Below are 15,732 nucleotides of genomic sequence, written 5' to 3' on the forward strand. Positions count from 1 at the left end.
AGAGCGGAACAGTTGAAGGGTTAAAAGGTCGGTTTCGTTTCCATGTTTGTTTCAAGCGAGTGTTCGTCTATTCAGCATGTTCTAACTTTGAAAATTGTCCTGCATAATACGTCAACGCTGGCGCAGTCGTATAGGTGAAATCTTGTACTTCTCCTAAAAAGAGCACGTGATCCCCACCGTCATATTCTGCCCACGGTGTACATTCGATATGTGCCAATGCTCGGTCTAGTTTTACCGTATGCACACTTTCATGCCAATCGAATAATTGATTTTCGTTCGGGCGACCAGCGAAATGCATCGCCACAGCATGTTGATCTTCCTGCAAAATATTGACCGCAAAAGAGTTATTACGCAAATATTCAGCAGCCTTCGTTTTTTTATCGACTGACACTAAAATTAAAGGTGGATCTAATGACACCGATGTGAAAGAGTTCGCTGTGAATCCGTGATACCCGTCTTCCGTTTTACACGTTACGACAGTCACCCCTGTCGCAAAGCGTCCCATACAATTTCTAAATTCTCGTACGTCCATATTATTTCCCCCTTATCATCGCTACCGCTTCTCGATTTAATAAATCGTTCGCTAAAGCTTGTTGATTTTTTTCTAACAATTCTCGAATACGTGAAGAAGAGATACGTAAACCAGCACGACATGTAATCTCTTCAAATTCATGCGTACAAAAATGTTCTCGAAGCATGTGAGCTGTTCCTCGTTGATCTTTTCCGAACTTGAAATCATCGCCGACCCAAACTTCCATCGGGCGAAGTCTTTGCAGTTCTTCAATGAACTTCTCAGCTGAACGCGTTGCGTAATTCTCATCAAAACGCGCGAAAATTGTATAGTCTACTTGCATATTTCTTAAAAACTGACATTTCTCCTCAAGCGGCGTCAACAATTGTTTATTTTGAAAGAATACTTTAGGTGGTGGATCGAATGTGTATACGACTAACGGAACTCCCCAAAGTTCAGCTCGCTGTTGCGCTTTTTGAATCAACTGTTGATGGCCACGATGTAAACCATCAAAAGCACCGATCGTCACAATCGCACCGTCTAAATCGAGTTCATTTTCTCCGTATACTTTCATTTTCGCACCTCCTTGTATTCAAAATAGGAAAAGAAGAGGCATTCTCGCAAATGCCTCCTTTTCTATCATTTATTGTTCACGCATGACGAAATCGAGTTTCGCTTCTTTACGTCCGTTATTTTCTTCAATTTTCGTCATTAAGTCTAGACGTACACCGTCCGCAACGTCTGTTTCTAACCATTCATCACCTTCAAAGAATACTTGTGTAATGAGTGTTTCGTGTCCGTCCGCTTCAAACATGAAGTGTAAGTGAGCTGGACGCATCGGATGTTGATCCGTATATTCTAAAAACTCTCCAGTCGGTCCGTCTGTCGGAATCGAGTATGGTAAAGGTACGATGTGACGCACTTCGAAATTACCGTTCTCATCCGTGTAGAAATGTCCGCGGAAGTTGTAACGTGGCGCATCTGAATCGAATGCTGAGTACTTCCCTGACGCATCGTTTTGCCACATTTCAACACGGCAATTTGCGATTGGTTGACCGTTAACGCTGCTGACATTCCCTTTAAAGTACATTTTTTCTCCCGCTTCATCTGGTCGTTGCGTTAAGATGAGTGCATCTCCATCCTTCTCTGTTAATTCCGGTGATCCTTCGATGAAGTATGGTCCTAAAAGTGACGGCTGTGTACCTGGCTTGTCCGTGTACATTGCACGCAATACGTGTGTTTCTAAAAAGACGTCTGCGAAAAGTGGCAATTCGCCTTTACGACCGAGACGATCTGCCCAGTTTACGAAGTTTGTATACTCTTCGTGGTTTAATTTAGCTTCTTTTAAAAACTCCTGAATGTGTTTAATGAATAAACCGAATACCTCTACTACGCGTTCATTTTGTTTGCTCATTGTAATTCCCCCTAAATTTTTATGTTTTATTTTTCTTCAATGTTGAATGTTACGTTCATATCATCTGGGTTAATCCACGTATCGTTCACCCATCCGTTCATGTCGTAATCATCCATACATTGTTGTGCGAAATCTTCAAAATACTGCGCCTGGCCGCGTTCTTGTGCCATAAATAAGTTTTCCATACGGATGTTTTCGTTATTTCCTGAATAGTTTCGTTCGTACAATTCATGTCGACCTCCGTACTCAGTACCGATGACATCCCATAACAATTTAATCACTTTAATTTTCTCTTCCGCTTCAATCCCATTCGATCCACGATATAGCTGATCGATGTACGGACGAAGCTCTTCATTTTGGAAATCTTTCACGCTAGATGGCTGTACAATTAAGCTACCTGCGACGACTGTTTCAATAATGTCTTTAATGCGTGGCCAACCGTCCGACATAAACACACGGTACGCTAAACCGTAATCGATATTCGGAATAACGGTGCCGTTCGCGCTCGGCTGTGGATTTAATGCCATCGCATCACTTAACGCCCAGAACATGTTACGATAAGCGATCACTTCTCCGATTTGCGCTTGTACGCCACGGAACTTATCCGTTCCATTGCCACGTAAAGCTTTCATTAATAAACCGGATACGAAGTCGAGCTTCACTGCTAAACGTGTAACTCCGTGGAATGTGAAACGGTTTAAGAAACCACTTTCTGCGAAGAAGCTATTCGCTTTGTCGACATCGCCATTGACGAGAACGTTTTGCCACGGGATGAGTACTTTATCAAAGATGATGACCGTGTCGTTTTCATCGAAGCGGCTACTTAATGGGAAATCAAATGGACTTCCTGTCACCGCTGCGTTCAACTCGTAAGATGGACGACTAATTAATTTAATCCCTAGTGATGCCATATCTGCGACGAATACGAGCGCAAATTCTGGACTCGGAATCGCAAGTGCACCGTAATGCGCGATAAAGTTATAATTCGTTAATGCCGAACCTGTCGCAACCATTTTGGCACCGCTTACAATAATCCCTTCATCTGTCTCGCCCACTTTATGAATGAAAATATCTTTCACTTCGTCGATTGGCTTATCGCGATCGACTGGCGGGTTAATAATCGCATGGTTGAAGAACCAGTTTTTCTCTTGTGCTTCTTTATACCAGTATCGGGCGTTATCCGCATATTCCCCATAATATTCAGGATTCGCTCCGAGTGTCGCTAAGAAAGAAGCTTTATAATCAGGTGAACGACCCATTTGGCCATATGTGAGACGTGACCATGCAGCAATCGCATCACGCGTTTTAAACAAATCTTCCGGAGAAGTATCGGGTTGGAAGAAACGTTGCGTATATCCTCCATTCCCTGTGTCTGTCGGACGTGTTAAAATATCTTTCGTTTCTGGGTCATGCAGTGCATCGTACAGTCTTGCAATCGAGCGAGCACTATTTCGGAAAGCAGGATGCGTTGTAACATCCTTTACTTTCTTCCCATGCAACCAAATCTCTCGACCGTCCTTCAAACTTTCTAAATACTCAGCTCCCGTAAGTGGTAACCTTGAATCTTGACTCATACAAAAACCCCCTTCGAATGATTTGTAATCGCTTACTTGTCTATTATGTTACATTTCACTGACAATTCTGTGAACTGTAAAAAAGTATAGACTGTTCGTAAGAAACTACATCTTTTTAAAGGGGGGGAGCGTGAATTCCTCTATTTTTACTAAATTATTTGCAATAAGAAGTGAATTTGAATAGCAAATTGATATTGGAACCGATCATGTCCTGATTTTAAATCCATTTTACTCAATTTTTCAATGCGATCGAGACGATAACGGAGTCCGGCAATCGATAAATGCAATTCATCGGCCGTCTGTTGCAAATTGCCATTGTAATCGAGAAAAATCTTCAACGTAATGAGCAACTCTGTTTCATTGTCGCGGTCGTACTCGATAATCTCTCCGATGACCGACTCATAAAATTCGATCATTTCATCATGGTTCGTATTGTTAATGAACATCATGACCGATTGAACCGAACTGTAATTCGTCATATGGTTTTGATGTGGATAGACGAGTGACAAAAAATCACATAATCGTTTCGCATCTATATAGCTTTTGCTAATGTCACGCAATTTCTCTACTTCACGCCCGACCCCGATATAAATACGACTGCGAGGAAATTGATCGGTCATCTCTTGCAAAATCGTCGTCGCAAATAAACGATAACGCTCCTCCATCTGTTCGGAAATGAGCATCGTCACATATCCTTCTCGCATAAATGTTTGAAACTCTTCGTAATGGTGAGATAAATAAGCGACCGCTTCTTCACTATCTTCTTTGCGTGACAGTTTAAAGCTAACGACCATGTACGACGCATCCGCATCGAGTTCGAACAGTGCCGCTTGATGTCTTAACGTTAAGTCACTCGTGAAACGACCATTCATGATATCATCGATAAAGTTCGAGCGCTTCGTCCAAATGGACTCCATCATTTTCAATTCGTGATACATTTGAATTTTTAACACGACGAGCGCTTGTTGGACGAGTAACTCTTCTCGCTGTGTCAACGGCTCTTCCACATCAATTAATAACGACCCGAGCAATTCATCTTTCGACACGATCGGATAGCGAATCTCTTCTCGCTGTTCGAGTGGCGACTCGACTGTTGAAGATGCAAGAATGGCTCCGTACTTTTCAACCCGTACTGTTTTTTGTAAACAATCTCGCAGTAAAGATAAAGTCGTTTCAATATTTTCATCCGATAAAAAATGCTCCGTTAATAAATCACGAAACTGTTTCGCTTCATCGATATGTTGATGCAACAATTCCATTTGACGATACGTATCTTCTAAAATGTCATTCATCGATTCTTCTTTATAATATTTCAAATCTTTTTGGTGACATGCATCTAAATGCTCCACCGTACGCGCTTCAAAATAACAAGCTTCGTCCCCTTTCGCACGACAAGTGAGCTCGTACGCTAACACTTTATGACCGAAACTAGCAGACAAATAACCGCTCGCATAACCGAGTAAAGACCAACACGAAAACTCTTCACGCACGCCATGCTTTAACAAATGAAGATCCGCTTCATACGAATTGCGCCAATATCCAGAGAAAAACAAGGCATCGTCTGTTATTTCGATTTGATTCGGTTCTACAGTGACGACACCCGCAATCGTATGCATGACAGGCCCTGCTAACAACAGCTCCTTGAGCGACGTCCAATCATATTTCGCTTGTAACGTCTCCGCATCTCGATATCCCCACGACCAACCGAAACGCATTAAAAAACCTTTCGCTCGCTCAATGCCAAGCGTATGAATGAGATCCGCACTTAAAATTCCGAGCGCCTCATTCGAAAACAACACGACGCGCTCTTCATGCAATCGAATGACCCCAGTACGTCGATTCACGTCGAGCACCTCTTCTAAAAACAACTGATTCGCTTTCATCCAAACTCCCCCTTCATTTCCCTAATGTACAATTGTTTCTATCGTAAACGATTTTGTAACATTTTGTTTACTTTTTGCATTAAGAGCACGATAAATAACCTTCCTCGCATAAGGAAGGTTAGATAAAGGAAGGATGAAATTTAAAATTAAAAAATCCTTCCCCACTGATGTGAGAAAGGATTGAACGTGTAATGTGAAATTAACGTTTTGAGAATTGTGGTTTACGACGTGCGCCGCGAAGACCTGGTTTTTTACGCTCTTTCATACGTGGGTCACGTGTTAAGAAGCCTTCCGCTTTTAATACTTTGCGGTATTCAGGATCTACGTTTAAAAGTGCACGAGCGATTCCGTGACGGATTGCTCCTGCTTGTCCTGTGAATCCACCACCGTTAACGTTAACGTGAACGTCATAGCTACCTAATGTTTCTGTAACTACGAGTGGTTGTTTCATTAATTCACGAAGTGTTTCAAATGCGAAGTAGTCATCCGCGCTACGTTTGTTAACGATGATTTGTCCATCACCAGGAACTAAACGTACACGAGCTACTGAACTTTTACGACGGCCAGTGCCGATATATTGTACTTGTGCCAAAGGTTTTCCTCCTCTTTAATTAACCGCGAAGTGTGTATACTTCTGGTTGTTGTGCTGCGTGTGGGTGATTCTCGCCAGCGTAAACGTGAAGTTTACGGTAGTTTGCACTTCCGAGTGGACCGCGTGGAAGCATACCTTTTACTGCGAGTTCGATTACGCGTTCTGGGTGACGATTGATCATCTCTTCTGCAGAACGTTCTTTAATGCTACCTGTGTAACCTGAGTGACGGTAGTATTTTTTGTCTTTCATTTTGTTACCTGTTAAATGAATTTTTTCAGCGTTGATGACGATTACGTTATCGCCTGTATCAACATGTGGTGTAAACGTTGGTTTATGTTTTCCACGTAAGAGTGCAGCGACTTCTGTTGCTAAACGACCTAAAGTTTGACCTTCAGCGTCTACAACTAACCACTTGCGCTCCACTTCGTTAGCTTTTGCCATGAATGTTGTACGCATTTTCGTTCCTCCTAAATATAAACTACGAATCTCGTTTTCTCTATCCCTAAACACAAATGAGCTTTCCGGGGCTACTTGTGGGGTTATTGAAATACCATTTAATATCATATCTTTTATTGTTAGTAAAGTCAAGCGTTTTTAATGAAAACACACGGTAAAGTTGTATTATTCTGTATAGTGAACTTCAACTAAGTATAAACCGTGTGATGGCGCTGTTTTCGCTGCTTTTTTACGATTTTTCGCAGCGAGTATTTCTACAATCGAATCGGGATCATATTGTCCTCTTCCGACCGCTAAAAGCATACCTGCAATCGTTCGCACCATATTGTATAAAAATCCGTCGCCTTCAATCGTCATATGCAATTCATCGCCAAACTCTTCAATCGATAGCTTTTGAATCGTTCGTACACGATTTGTCGTCGCTGTTTTCGTCGAACAAAAACTCGTAAAATCATGCGTGCCAACAAAATGCTTTGCAGCTTGGCGCATTTTGTCAACATCGGGATAATGATAGCCAATATGCACCGCATAATTCCGATGAAACGGACTTTGAATGGGTGTTCGTTCCCATTTGTAAAGATACGTTTTACCCGTTGCGTCATAACGCGCATGAAAATCGCTCGCAACTTCTTCTACCGCAATAATTCGAACATCGCTCGGCAACAACGTATTCATTGCGATGCACCATCGCTCTTCTGGGATGGTGAGCGGTGTATCGAAGTGAATCACTTGCCCGAGTGCGTGAACACCTGTATCTGTTCGGCCACTCGCGACAGAAATAATCGAATCATCTTTATGAATTTTGCGCAAAGCGCGATCGATCTGTTGTTGGACTGTTCGTCCTTCATCTTGAATTTGATACCCGTTAAAGTGTGTGCCATCATATTGTACAATCGCTTTTAAACGTCGCATGCATCGTTATCCTTTCATTCGCAAATACAAAAGTACCCCTGAAAAAGCAAAAAGTACGAGTAATACGAGCGTATCACGCCCTTGCCAAGCGAGCTGACGATATCTCGTACGCCCTTCGCCTCCACGGTATCCTCTCACTTCCATCGCTACCGCTAAATCGGTCGCCCGTTTAAATGAGTTAATAAAGAGTGGAATTAAAAGAGGAACGACCGCTTGGAAACGTTCTTTTAACGTTCCGGTATTTAAATCAGAGCCTCTCGCTACTTGCGCTTTCACAATTTTATCTGTCTCGTCCATCAATGTCGGGATGAAACGTAAAGCAATCGACATCATTAACGCTAATTCGTGGACAGGAAATTTCAACGCATTTAAAGGATTCAACAATTTCTCAACACCGTCTGTCACGGAAATCGGTGACGTCGTTAATGTCAATAAAGTCGTCATGAAAATTAACGTAAAAAATCGAATCGAAATGAAAAATCCTTGTTTCAGCCCTTCTTCATAAATGTGAAAACGGCCAATTGAAAACAACACTTCTCCACCTTTTGTGAAAGCAACATGCATTAAAAATGTAAATAAAATTAAATAAAATACAATTTTCAATCCGTTAAATAAAAAGCGAAATGGAATTTGCGTCAGCCAAACAGCGAAGAAAGTGAATGCTAACAATAAGCTATATGATAAAAGGTCATTCGCCAAAAAGACAGTGAAAATAAAGAAGAAAATAAATAGTAGTTTCGAACGCGGATCTAAGCGATGAACAAAGCTTGTACCGGGCACGTACCTACCGATAATCATTTTCTCAAGCATGAACATCCCTCTCTTTCAATAGACGGCTGTATGCTCGTACAAATTGTTCTTCCGTTAAACAAACTTCTCCGAAAGAACGACCTAATTTTTCTTCAAGTTGCCGTTGGAAATGATACACTTGCGGCAACTCCAATCCGTTATCGAGTGCGATATTCGTACTAAACACTTCTTCAGGACTCGCTTGAGCGACGGACGTTCCCGCATTCATGACGACGATGTCATCCGCATAATGCGCCGCGTCTTCCATACTATGTGTCACTAAAATCGTCGTGAGATTCTGTTCTTCATGCAAGCGCAAAAATAAATTCATAATTTCTTTCTGACCACGAGGATCGAGTCCTGCTGTCGGTTCATCTAAAATGAGCACTTCTGGTTCAAAAGCTAAAACACCCGCAATCGCAACACGACGCATTTGACCTCCTGATAAATCAAACGGAGACTTTTGTAAAACATCTTCCGGTAATCCTAATAGAGCGACGAGTTCATGCGCTTTTTGTCGCGCTCGTTCTTCCTCCATTCCGAAGTTCATCGGGCCAAACATAATATCCTTTTCAACCGTCTCTTCAAACAGTTGATGTTCAGGGAACTGAAAGACAATCCCGACTTTCGAACGTAAGTCACGCAACACTTTCCCTTTCGTATGGCGCTCGACTGTCGTTTCACCAATTCGAACCGTGCCCGTCGTAGGCTTTAATAAACCGTTCATATGTAACAGAACAGTCGACTTACCAGAGCCTGTATGACCGACGAGTGCGGTGAAAGAGCCACTTTTAATATGAAGGTTGACATCTTCTAACGCTTTCGTTTCAAATGGCGTATCCGCAGCGTAGCGATACCCTACTTGTTGAAATACAATGTCCATAACTGTTCCACCAACTTTTCTTCCGTCAATTCATGCGCGACGTTAATCTCTTCTCGTTCAAGCAAATTTGCTAAACGGAGAGTGAATGGTAAATCGAGTCCGATTTCTTCTAACTGTTTTCCGTGACGGAACATCTCTTCAGGTGTCGTCTGGAAAAGTAGCTTTCCTTCATTCATGACGAGCACTTCATCGGCAAGCAAAACTTCCTCTAAGTCATGTGTGATTGAAATAACCGTCACATCGGTCGTTTCTTTTAATTCCGTTACGGTCCGCATGACATCTTCCCGTCCTTGAGGGTCGAGCATCGACGTCGCTTCATCTAAAATGAGAAGTTCGGGGTGCAATGCAATGGCACCTGCAATCGCAACACGTTGCTTTTGACCACCAGATAAATGATGAGGTTCTGCATCGAGAAACTGATCCATACTCACTTGACGCAATACTTCCATTACACGTTCACGCATTTCTTCATAAGGAACACCGCGATTTTCTAAAGAAAAAGCGACATCATCTTGTACCGTCGTTCCGACAAACTGATTGTCTGGGTTTTGAAAGACGACACCGATACGCTCTCGGATATTCCAAACATTTTCTTCAGTGTAATCTTCTCCGAACATTTTTAAACTGCCATCCGTTGGTAAATATAACCCGATCATCAGTTTAGCGAGCGTCGACTTTCCAGACCCGTTATGGCCAACGATGGCGATCCACTTGCCACGTTCAATCGTAAATGAAACATCGTGAAGTACGCGAGGGCCTTCTTCATCGTAAGAGAAGTTGATCTCTTCTCCTTGTACAATTGCCATTCCATTCCACCTCAACTTCCTATTGTTAACTAAATTATATATTAAGTTTACTAAACAGTAAATATCAAAAAATTCAAATAAAAAAGCGCGCACCTCATCCTGAGAAATGCGCACATATCTATTCATTGCCAGGGCTCAATCCGGCAAAGCGGATGAGGTACGTAGAGCTAGACCAGTTATCTTGTAACCAATCGTGACACTCTGCTTTTCATTGTCGTATAAATGAATTAATGTAAAAAAATAGTGTGACTGTGCGTACGACAGACACACCATTTTATATTAAACGAGTTCGATGATAACCATCGGTGCAGCGTCTCCGCGACGTGGACCAACTTTCATGATACGTGTGTATCCACCTTGACGCTCTGCATAGCGTGGTGCGATATCGTCGAATAATTTTTGAAGTGCGTACACTTCCTCTTCGTTACCCTCTTCGTCCGTTACGATTGCAACTTCACGACGGATAAACTCTGCAGCTTGACGGCGTGCGTGTAAATCACCGCGTTTACCAAGTGTGATCATTTTTTCAACTACTGAGCGTAACTCTTTTGCACGTGTTTCAGTCGTTTGGATGCGCTCATTGATGATGAGATCCGTTGATAAATCACGAAGTAACGCTTTACGTTGTGAACTTGTACGTCCAAGTTTTCTGTATGACATTACAGTTTCCCTCCTTACAATACCGATTGTAAATTAATCTTCTGTACGTAATTCTAGGCTGAGTTCGTCTAATTTAGACTTCACTTCTTCCAATGATTTACGTCCTAAGTTACGTACTTTCATCATCTCTTCTTCAGTTTTGTTTGTTAACTCAAGAACAGTGTTGATTCCTGCACGTTTCAAGCAGTTATATGAACGAACAGAAAGGTCTAATTCTTCAATAGTCATTTCAAGAACTTTTTCTTTCTGATCTTCTTCTTTTTCGACCATAATTTCAGCAGCCTGTGCCTCGTCAGTCAAGTTGACGAAAATATTAAGGTGCTCTGTCAAAATTTTAGCTCCGAGAGATACAGCCTCTTTTGAACCGATGCTTCCATCTGTCCAAACGTCAAATGTCAATTTATCAAAGTTAGTACTTTGACCGACACGTGTATTTTCCACTTGGAAGTTAACGCGTGAAACCGGAGTGTAAATTGAATCGACTGGGATGACACCAATCGCTAAATCTTCACGTTTATTTTGCTCAGATGGTGCATAGCCACGACCACGCATTGCGTACATACGCATACGTAAATGACCATTTTTCGCAATCGTTGCGATTGGAAGATCTGGGTTTAAGATTTCGACGTCACTGTCATGCATAATATCTGCAGCAGTTACGACACCTTCACCTTTCACATCAATCTCGATTACTTTTTCATCGTCTGAGTAAATTTTAAGCGCAAGCTTTTTAATATTTAAAATGATCGTCGCTACATCTTCAACGACACCTTCGATAGTTGAAAATTCATGGAGTACTCCGTCGATTTGGATCGATGTTACAGCAGCTCCAGGTAATGAAGATAATAAGACACGGCGTAATGAATTCCCTAAAGTATTCCCATAACCACGTTCTAAAGGTTCGATAACAAACTTACCGAATGTTCCATCTTCACTTAATTCAATCGTTTCAATCTTCGGCTTTTCAATTTCGATCATTTCGATTTACCCTCCTAAACGTCTTAGTTGATTTGTTCCATATGAAATTGCGTTCCATAGACGGCAATGATGTATCAAATGGAAAAAATCCCATTATACACGACGACGTTTTGGTGGACGGCAACCGTTATGTGGAACTGGAGTTACGTCACGGATTGCAGTTACTTCTAAACCTGCAGCTTGAAGTGAACGAATTGCAGCTTCACGACCTGCTCCTGGACCTTTAACTGTTACTTCTAAGTTTTTCAAACCATGTTCCATTGCTGTTTTAGCAGCTGTTTCAGCAGCCATTTGTGCAGCGAACGGAGTTGATTTACGTGAACCTCTAAAGCCTAATGCACCTGCACTTGACCAAGAAATTGCGTTTCCGTGTACATCTGTAATTGTTACGATCGTGTTGTTAAATGTTGAACGAATGTGTGCAATACCAGATTCGATAACCTTTTTCACACGACGTTTACGAGTTTGTTGTTTGCGTGCCATTGTATTAATAGACCTCCTTTACTTGAAAGATTATTTCTTTTTACCTGCGATTGTACGTTTCGGACCCTTACGAGTACGAGCGTTGTTTTTCGTGTTTTGACCACGAACTGGTAAACCACGACGGTGACGGATACCACGAAGGCTTCCAATCTCCATTAAACGTTTAATGTTAAGTGATGTCTCACGGCGAAGGTCTCCCTCTACTTTTAAGCCGTCGATTACTTCACGAATTTTATCGAGTTCTGCGTCAGTTAAATCACGAACACGTGTGTCCTCAGAAACACCTGCTTCTGCTAAGATTTTTTGAGCAGTCGTTTTACCGATACCGAAAATGTATGTTAAAGAAATTACAACGCGTTTTTCACGCGGAATATCTACTCCTGCAATACGTGCCATACGTTAGTGCACCTCCTTCATTATTAGCCTTGACGTTGTTTATGTTTTGGATTTTCACAAATTACCATTACTCGACCGCGTCTACGAATGATCTTGCATTTTTCACAGATCGGTTTTACGGATGGTCTTACTTTCATCTAACCCAACCTCCTTCAATTATTCCGGAGTGCAAAAGTTTACTTGAAACGGTACGTGATTCGACCACGTGTTAAATCATAAGGTGAAAGTTCAACAGTTACTTTATCTCCCGGTAAAATACGAATAAAGTGCATACGAATTTTGCCTGAAACGTGCGCAAGCACCTCATGGCCGTTCTCGAGTTCCACTTTAAAGTTCGCGTTCGGTAAAGCTTCTAATACTGTACCTTCAACTTCAATTACATCCTCTTTCGCCATCAATCTCGTCTCCCCTCTATATATTTTAAGGTATTAACTTAGAGCGGCAATGTCGCTTACGAAGCTCCTTCAACATATGTCTGGACTACAATTGAATGATGTTCGAAAGACGTAGTCACATAGTAAAATCGCGATGACCGCGAATTTTGTGGACTAGTTAGATCTCGTCGTAATCGATTACCGATACTCATTATAGAAGTTTCCTTCATAAATTGCATCGTTTTCGATTCAGAACGATCATCTATCCTAATACCGGGCACCATATGCTTTTGCAGCTCGTCATTCAAACATACTTCCCGTGCAATACAAATGGACATTTTGCCACTGTACAATGCGTGCCCGGAAAGGATTACTGTTCGCCTTGCAATACAGCGTCTAAATCTACAAATACTTCATCGATATGTTTAGCGCCATCGATTGTTGTTAACACGCCTTGTTTTTCATAAAAGTCTAACAAAGGTGCCGTTTGGTTCATATTTACTTCCAGACGATTTGCAACAGTTTCTGGATTGTCGTCAGCACGTTGATAAAGTTCTCCACCATCTTTATCACATTTGTCTGCCTCTTTCGGCGGATTGAATGTTAAGTGGTAAGATGAACCACACACTTTACAAATACGACGACCTGTTAAGCGTGAAATAAGTTCTTCTTTATCAGCTGCAATGTTGATGACATGATCGATTTTTTTACCTAAGTCTTTGAGCAACTCATTGAGCGCTTCTGCTTGTGGCACAGTTCTTGGGAAACCATCTAACAAGAACCCACGATCACAATCTGACTGACTTAAGCGCTCACGAACAATACCGATTGTTACTTCATCTGGAACGAGTGCTCCTTTGTCCATGAACGACTTTGCTTTGACTCCAAGTTCCGTGCCTTCACTAATTGCAGCACGGAACATATCGCCTGTAGAAATATGGGGGATTTCGTATTTCTCGACAATTTTGTCTGCTTGTGTACCTTTACCAGCACCTGGCAAACCCATTAATACGATATTCATACGTTGTGCCCTCCATTTCTTTGTTGACCGACATGTGCCGATCTAAACGTATTATTGTTTCATAAAGCCTTTATAATGACGTTTCACGAGTTGTGATTCGAGTTGTTTCATCGTCTCTAATGCAACACCTACTACGATGAGTAAGCTCGTTCCACCAATTTGGGCAGACTCTGGTAAGTTACCGAATTTGATGAAGACGATTGGCATAATTGCCACTGTCGCTAAGAAGATCGAACCGACAAATGTTAAGCGATATAAAGTGCTTGTTAAGTAGTCTTGCGTATTTTGACCTGGACGAATACCCGGAATGTAAGCTCCTTGCTTTTTCAAGTTCTCCGCCATGTTTTCAGGGTTTACCTGAACGAAAGCGTAGAAGTATGTGAACGCAATGATGAGCGCAACATAAATTGCTAAACCGACTAAGTTCGTGTAATCAAAAACGTACAAGATTTTTTCAGTCCAACTGTTCGGTTGCATGAAAGCGAATAGTTGTTGCGGAACCATGAAGAATGCTACCGCAAAGATGACTGGAATAACTCCTGCAGCGTTAAGTTTTAACGGCAAGTGAGTTTGTTGGCTAGCGAGTTGTGCTTGTCCTGTATTACGTTTCGCATATTGAATCGGAATCTTTCGCAATGCTTCTTGCACGTAAATAACGAGAACTGTTACAGCGATGATCACAAGTACGAGAACTGCGAGTAATGCAATATTAATAAATAAAGCATCGCCAGCATCTTCAATCGTCGTTGTGTACAACTGCATCGCAGCTCCTGGAATACCAGAAACGATACCAGCGAAGATAATGATCGAAATACCATTACCGACACCTTTAGCTGTAATTTGCTCACCTAACCAGAGTAAGAATGCAGTTCCTGCAGTTAAAATAACTGCGATAACAACATAAGTTGCTACCCCTGTATCCTTTAAAATTGTACCGCCAAACATTTGGTTGAAACCGAATGACATGACGATCGCTTGAATGAATGCGAGTACGATTGTGAAGTAACGTGTGAATTGAGCTAATTTACGGCGACCAACGTCCCCTTGCTTAGACCATTCTGTAAACTTCGGTACGACATCCATTTGTAACAATTGAGTAATGATCGACGCAGTAATGTACGGCATAATCCCTAATGCAAAGATGGAGAATTTCGCTAATGCGCCCCCACCAAACATGTTGATTAAACCGAGCACTTGGTTATCACTTGCTTGCAATGCTGATGCATCGACATACGGTACCGTTATGAACGTTCCGAGTCTAAATACGATGAGCATGAGCAAAGTGAAAATGATTTTAGACCGAATCTCTTTCACTTTAAAGAAGCTAGAGAGTGTCTGAAACATTATACCACCTCAGTTTGTCCGCCTGCATTTTCGATTGCTTCTTTAGCTGAAGCTGAGAATTTATGAGCTTTAACTGTTAACTTTTTAGTAAGTTCACCGTTACCAAGAATTTTAATTCCTGATTTCGCGTTGCTCACAACTCCTGTTTCGATAAGCAGTTCCGGTGTGACTTCCGTGCCTTCGTCGAATTTGTTTAAAGTGTCTAAGTTAACAATCGCAAATTCTTTACGGTTGATGTTCGTGAATCCACGTTTTGGTAAACGTTGGAATAATGGAGTTTGTCCACCTTCGAATCCTAAACGAGTTCCGCCGCCAGAACGAGCGTTTTGTCCTTTATGACCTTTACCTGAAGTTTTACCCCAGCCTGATCCATGTCCACGTCCAAGACGTTTACGTGATTTGCGTGAGCCTTCAGCAGGTTGTAATTCATGTAATTTCATTTCGGCACCTCCTTATTTCAAATTGTTAATTAGTTTTCAGTCACTACTACTAAGTGACTTACTTTGTTGATCATGCCGCGTACTGCTGCATTATCTTGATGTTCAACTGTTTGATTTAACTTGCGGAGTCCGAGTGCTTCAACAGTTTTACGTTGAGTCGGGTTTGAACCGATAACGCTTTTCTTAAGGGTAACTTGAATTGTGTTAGCCATTAC

At 41.7% G+C, this 15,732-nt stretch carries 21 protein-coding genes; all 21 read right to left on the minus strand.

What is annotated here, in order from left to right; translation table 11 throughout:
- Nucleotides 1-67 precede the first annotated feature (67 nt).
- Nucleotides 68-532, minus strand: coding sequence for a flavin reductase family protein (locus ACFQ0V_RS10185; protein ID WP_381013015.1), 465 nt, complete (start codon nt 530-532; stop codon nt 68-70).
- Nucleotide 533: 1 nt separating this feature from the next.
- Nucleotides 534-1,085 (minus strand): adenylyltransferase/cytidyltransferase family protein, encoded by a 552-nt coding sequence (locus tag ACFQ0V_RS10190; protein WP_381013016.1) that lies wholly within the window; start codon nt 1,083-1,085, stop codon nt 534-536.
- A gap of 69 nt (nt 1,086-1,154) precedes the next feature.
- On the minus strand, nt 1,155-1,925 hold the full coding sequence (locus ACFQ0V_RS10195) for a dioxygenase family protein (RefSeq protein ID WP_381013018.1): 771 nt from the start codon (nt 1,923-1,925) through the stop codon (nt 1,155-1,157).
- 26 nt (nt 1,926-1,951) lie between these two features.
- A complete protein-coding gene (locus ACFQ0V_RS10200) occupies nt 1,952-3,499 on the minus strand; it encodes a 4-hydroxyphenylacetate 3-hydroxylase family protein (protein WP_381013021.1) in 1,548 nt (515 codons plus the stop codon).
- A 149-nt stretch (nt 3,500-3,648) separates the two neighbouring features.
- Nucleotides 3,649-5,382: a XylR N-terminal domain-containing protein gene (locus tag ACFQ0V_RS10205; protein WP_381013024.1), complete on the minus strand. Its 1,734-nt coding sequence runs from the start codon at nt 5,380-5,382 to the stop codon at nt 3,649-3,651.
- Between the two features lie 199 nt (nt 5,383-5,581).
- Nucleotides 5,582-5,974, minus strand: a complete 393-nt coding sequence (rpsI, locus tag ACFQ0V_RS10210; RefSeq protein WP_381013027.1) for a 30S ribosomal protein S9 — start codon at nt 5,972-5,974, stop codon at nt 5,582-5,584.
- A 19-nt stretch (nt 5,975-5,993) separates the two neighbouring features.
- Complete coding sequence (gene rplM, locus ACFQ0V_RS10215) at nt 5,994-6,431, minus strand: 50S ribosomal protein L13 (RefSeq protein WP_194562480.1); 438 nt, start codon at nt 6,429-6,431, stop codon at nt 5,994-5,996.
- A gap of 165 nt (nt 6,432-6,596) precedes the next feature.
- Nucleotides 6,597-7,343 (minus strand): tRNA pseudouridine(38-40) synthase TruA, encoded by a 747-nt coding sequence (truA, locus tag ACFQ0V_RS10220; RefSeq protein WP_381013031.1) that lies wholly within the window; start codon nt 7,341-7,343, stop codon nt 6,597-6,599.
- A 6-nt stretch (nt 7,344-7,349) separates the two neighbouring features.
- Nucleotides 7,350-8,153, minus strand: coding sequence for an energy-coupling factor transporter transmembrane component T family protein (locus tag ACFQ0V_RS10225; protein ID WP_381013033.1), 804 nt, complete (start codon nt 8,151-8,153; stop codon nt 7,350-7,352).
- Nucleotides 8,146-9,015 (minus strand): energy-coupling factor ABC transporter ATP-binding protein, encoded by an 870-nt coding sequence (locus tag ACFQ0V_RS10230; RefSeq protein ID WP_381013035.1) that lies wholly within the window; start codon nt 9,013-9,015, stop codon nt 8,146-8,148. Before ACFQ0V_RS10230 ends, ACFQ0V_RS10225 begins: the two co-directional genes overlap by 8 nt.
- The gene (locus ACFQ0V_RS10235; protein ID WP_381013038.1) at nt 8,991-9,821 is read right to left on the minus strand and encodes an energy-coupling factor ABC transporter ATP-binding protein; all 831 of its coding nucleotides are present in this window, start codon (nt 9,819-9,821) and stop codon (nt 8,991-8,993) included. Before ACFQ0V_RS10235 ends, ACFQ0V_RS10230 begins: the two co-directional genes overlap by 25 nt.
- 279 nt (nt 9,822-10,100) lie before the next feature.
- Complete coding sequence (gene rplQ / locus ACFQ0V_RS10240; protein ID WP_194562475.1) at nt 10,101-10,481, minus strand: 50S ribosomal protein L17; 381 nt, start codon at nt 10,479-10,481, stop codon at nt 10,101-10,103.
- 33 nt (nt 10,482-10,514) lie between these two features.
- Nucleotides 10,515-11,459, minus strand: a complete 945-nt coding sequence (locus tag ACFQ0V_RS10245; protein ID WP_381013042.1) for a DNA-directed RNA polymerase subunit alpha — start codon at nt 11,457-11,459, stop codon at nt 10,515-10,517.
- Nucleotides 11,460-11,552: 93 nt separating this feature from the next.
- Nucleotides 11,553-11,942, minus strand: a complete 390-nt coding sequence (gene rpsK, locus ACFQ0V_RS10250) for a 30S ribosomal protein S11 (RefSeq protein ID WP_381013045.1) — start codon at nt 11,940-11,942, stop codon at nt 11,553-11,555.
- A gap of 30 nt (nt 11,943-11,972) precedes the next feature.
- Nucleotides 11,973-12,338: a 30S ribosomal protein S13 gene (gene rpsM, locus ACFQ0V_RS10255; RefSeq protein WP_194562472.1), complete on the minus strand. Its 366-nt coding sequence runs from the start codon at nt 12,336-12,338 to the stop codon at nt 11,973-11,975.
- A gap of 23 nt (nt 12,339-12,361) precedes the next feature.
- The gene (rpmJ, locus tag ACFQ0V_RS10260) at nt 12,362-12,475 is read right to left on the minus strand and encodes a 50S ribosomal protein L36 (protein ID WP_084212378.1); all 114 of its coding nucleotides are present in this window, start codon (nt 12,473-12,475) and stop codon (nt 12,362-12,364) included.
- Nucleotides 12,476-12,514: 39 nt separating this feature from the next.
- Complete coding sequence (gene infA, locus ACFQ0V_RS10265) at nt 12,515-12,733, minus strand: translation initiation factor IF-1 (protein WP_194562471.1); 219 nt, start codon at nt 12,731-12,733, stop codon at nt 12,515-12,517.
- Nucleotides 12,734-13,082: 349 nt separating this feature from the next.
- Nucleotides 13,083-13,733: an adenylate kinase gene (locus tag ACFQ0V_RS10270; protein ID WP_381013050.1), complete on the minus strand. Its 651-nt coding sequence runs from the start codon at nt 13,731-13,733 to the stop codon at nt 13,083-13,085.
- Nucleotides 13,734-13,784: 51 nt separating this feature from the next.
- The gene (gene secY / locus ACFQ0V_RS10275; RefSeq protein ID WP_381013053.1) at nt 13,785-15,077 is read right to left on the minus strand and encodes a preprotein translocase subunit SecY; all 1,293 of its coding nucleotides are present in this window, start codon (nt 15,075-15,077) and stop codon (nt 13,785-13,787) included.
- A complete protein-coding gene (gene rplO / locus ACFQ0V_RS10280) occupies nt 15,077-15,517 on the minus strand; it encodes a 50S ribosomal protein L15 (protein ID WP_381013056.1) in 441 nt (146 codons plus the stop codon). The genes secY and rplO overlap by 1 nt, the downstream gene beginning before the upstream one ends.
- A gap of 29 nt (nt 15,518-15,546) precedes the next feature.
- Nucleotides 15,547-15,729: a 50S ribosomal protein L30 gene (gene rpmD / locus ACFQ0V_RS10285; protein ID WP_381013059.1), complete on the minus strand. Its 183-nt coding sequence runs from the start codon at nt 15,727-15,729 to the stop codon at nt 15,547-15,549.
- Nucleotides 15,730-15,732: the final 3 nt, after the last annotated feature.

Origin of the sequence: Savagea faecisuis (assembly GCF_042675605.1) — a bacterium.
Lineage (GTDB): Bacteria > Bacillota > Bacilli > Bacillales_A > Planococcaceae > Savagea > Savagea faecisuis.

Bases quoted from the DNA above. Each gene is read 5' to 3' on its own strand.
- ACFQ0V_RS10185 (WP_381013015.1), bottom strand. From the start codon at position 532: ATGGACGTACGAGAATTTAGAAATTGTATGGGACGCTTTGCGACAGGG.
- ACFQ0V_RS10190 (WP_381013016.1), bottom strand. From the start codon at position 1,085: ATGAAAGTATACGGAGAAAATGAACTCGATTTAGACGGTGCGATTGTG.
- ACFQ0V_RS10195 (WP_381013018.1), bottom strand. From the start codon at position 1,925: ATGAGCAAACAAAATGAACGCGTAGTAGAGGTATTCGGTTTATTCATT.
- ACFQ0V_RS10200 (WP_381013021.1), bottom strand. From the start codon at position 3,499: ATGAGTCAAGATTCAAGGTTACCACTTACGGGAGCTGAGTATTTAGAA.
- ACFQ0V_RS10205 (WP_381013024.1), bottom strand. From the start codon at position 5,382: ATGAAAGCGAATCAGTTGTTTTTAGAAGAGGTGCTCGACGTGAATCGA.
- rplM (WP_194562480.1), bottom strand. From the start codon at position 6,431: ATGCGTACAACATTCATGGCAAAAGCTAACGAAGTGGAGCGCAAGTGG.
- truA (WP_381013031.1), bottom strand. From the start codon at position 7,343: ATGCGACGTTTAAAAGCGATTGTACAATATGATGGCACACACTTTAAC.
- ACFQ0V_RS10225 (WP_381013033.1), bottom strand. From the start codon at position 8,153: ATGCTTGAGAAAATGATTATCGGTAGGTACGTGCCCGGTACAAGCTTT.
- ACFQ0V_RS10230 (WP_381013035.1), bottom strand. From the start codon at position 9,015: ATGGACATTGTATTTCAACAAGTAGGGTATCGCTACGCTGCGGATACG.
- ACFQ0V_RS10235 (WP_381013038.1), bottom strand. From the start codon at position 9,821: ATGGCAATTGTACAAGGAGAAGAGATCAACTTCTCTTACGATGAAGAA.
- rplQ (WP_194562475.1), bottom strand. From the start codon at position 10,481: ATGTCATACAGAAAACTTGGACGTACAAGTTCACAACGTAAAGCGTTA.
- ACFQ0V_RS10245 (WP_381013042.1), bottom strand. From the start codon at position 11,459: ATGATCGAAATTGAAAAGCCGAAGATTGAAACGATTGAATTAAGTGAA.
- rpsK (WP_381013045.1), bottom strand. From the start codon at position 11,942: ATGGCACGCAAACAACAAACTCGTAAACGTCGTGTGAAAAAGGTTATC.
- rpsM (WP_194562472.1), bottom strand. From the start codon at position 12,338: ATGGCACGTATTGCAGGAGTAGATATTCCGCGTGAAAAACGCGTTGTA.
- rpmJ (WP_084212378.1), bottom strand. From the start codon at position 12,475: ATGAAAGTAAGACCATCCGTAAAACCGATCTGTGAAAAATGCAAGATC.
- infA (WP_194562471.1), bottom strand. From the start codon at position 12,733: ATGGCGAAAGAGGATGTAATTGAAGTTGAAGGTACAGTATTAGAAGCT.
- ACFQ0V_RS10270 (WP_381013050.1), bottom strand. From the start codon at position 13,733: ATGAATATCGTATTAATGGGTTTGCCAGGTGCTGGTAAAGGTACACAA.
- secY (WP_381013053.1), bottom strand. From the start codon at position 15,077: ATGTTTCAGACACTCTCTAGCTTCTTTAAAGTGAAAGAGATTCGGTCT.
- rplO (WP_381013056.1), bottom strand. From the start codon at position 15,517: ATGAAATTACATGAATTACAACCTGCTGAAGGCTCACGCAAATCACGT.
- rpmD (WP_381013059.1), bottom strand. From the start codon at position 15,729: ATGGCTAACACAATTCAAGTTACCCTTAAGAAAAGCGTTATCGGTTCA.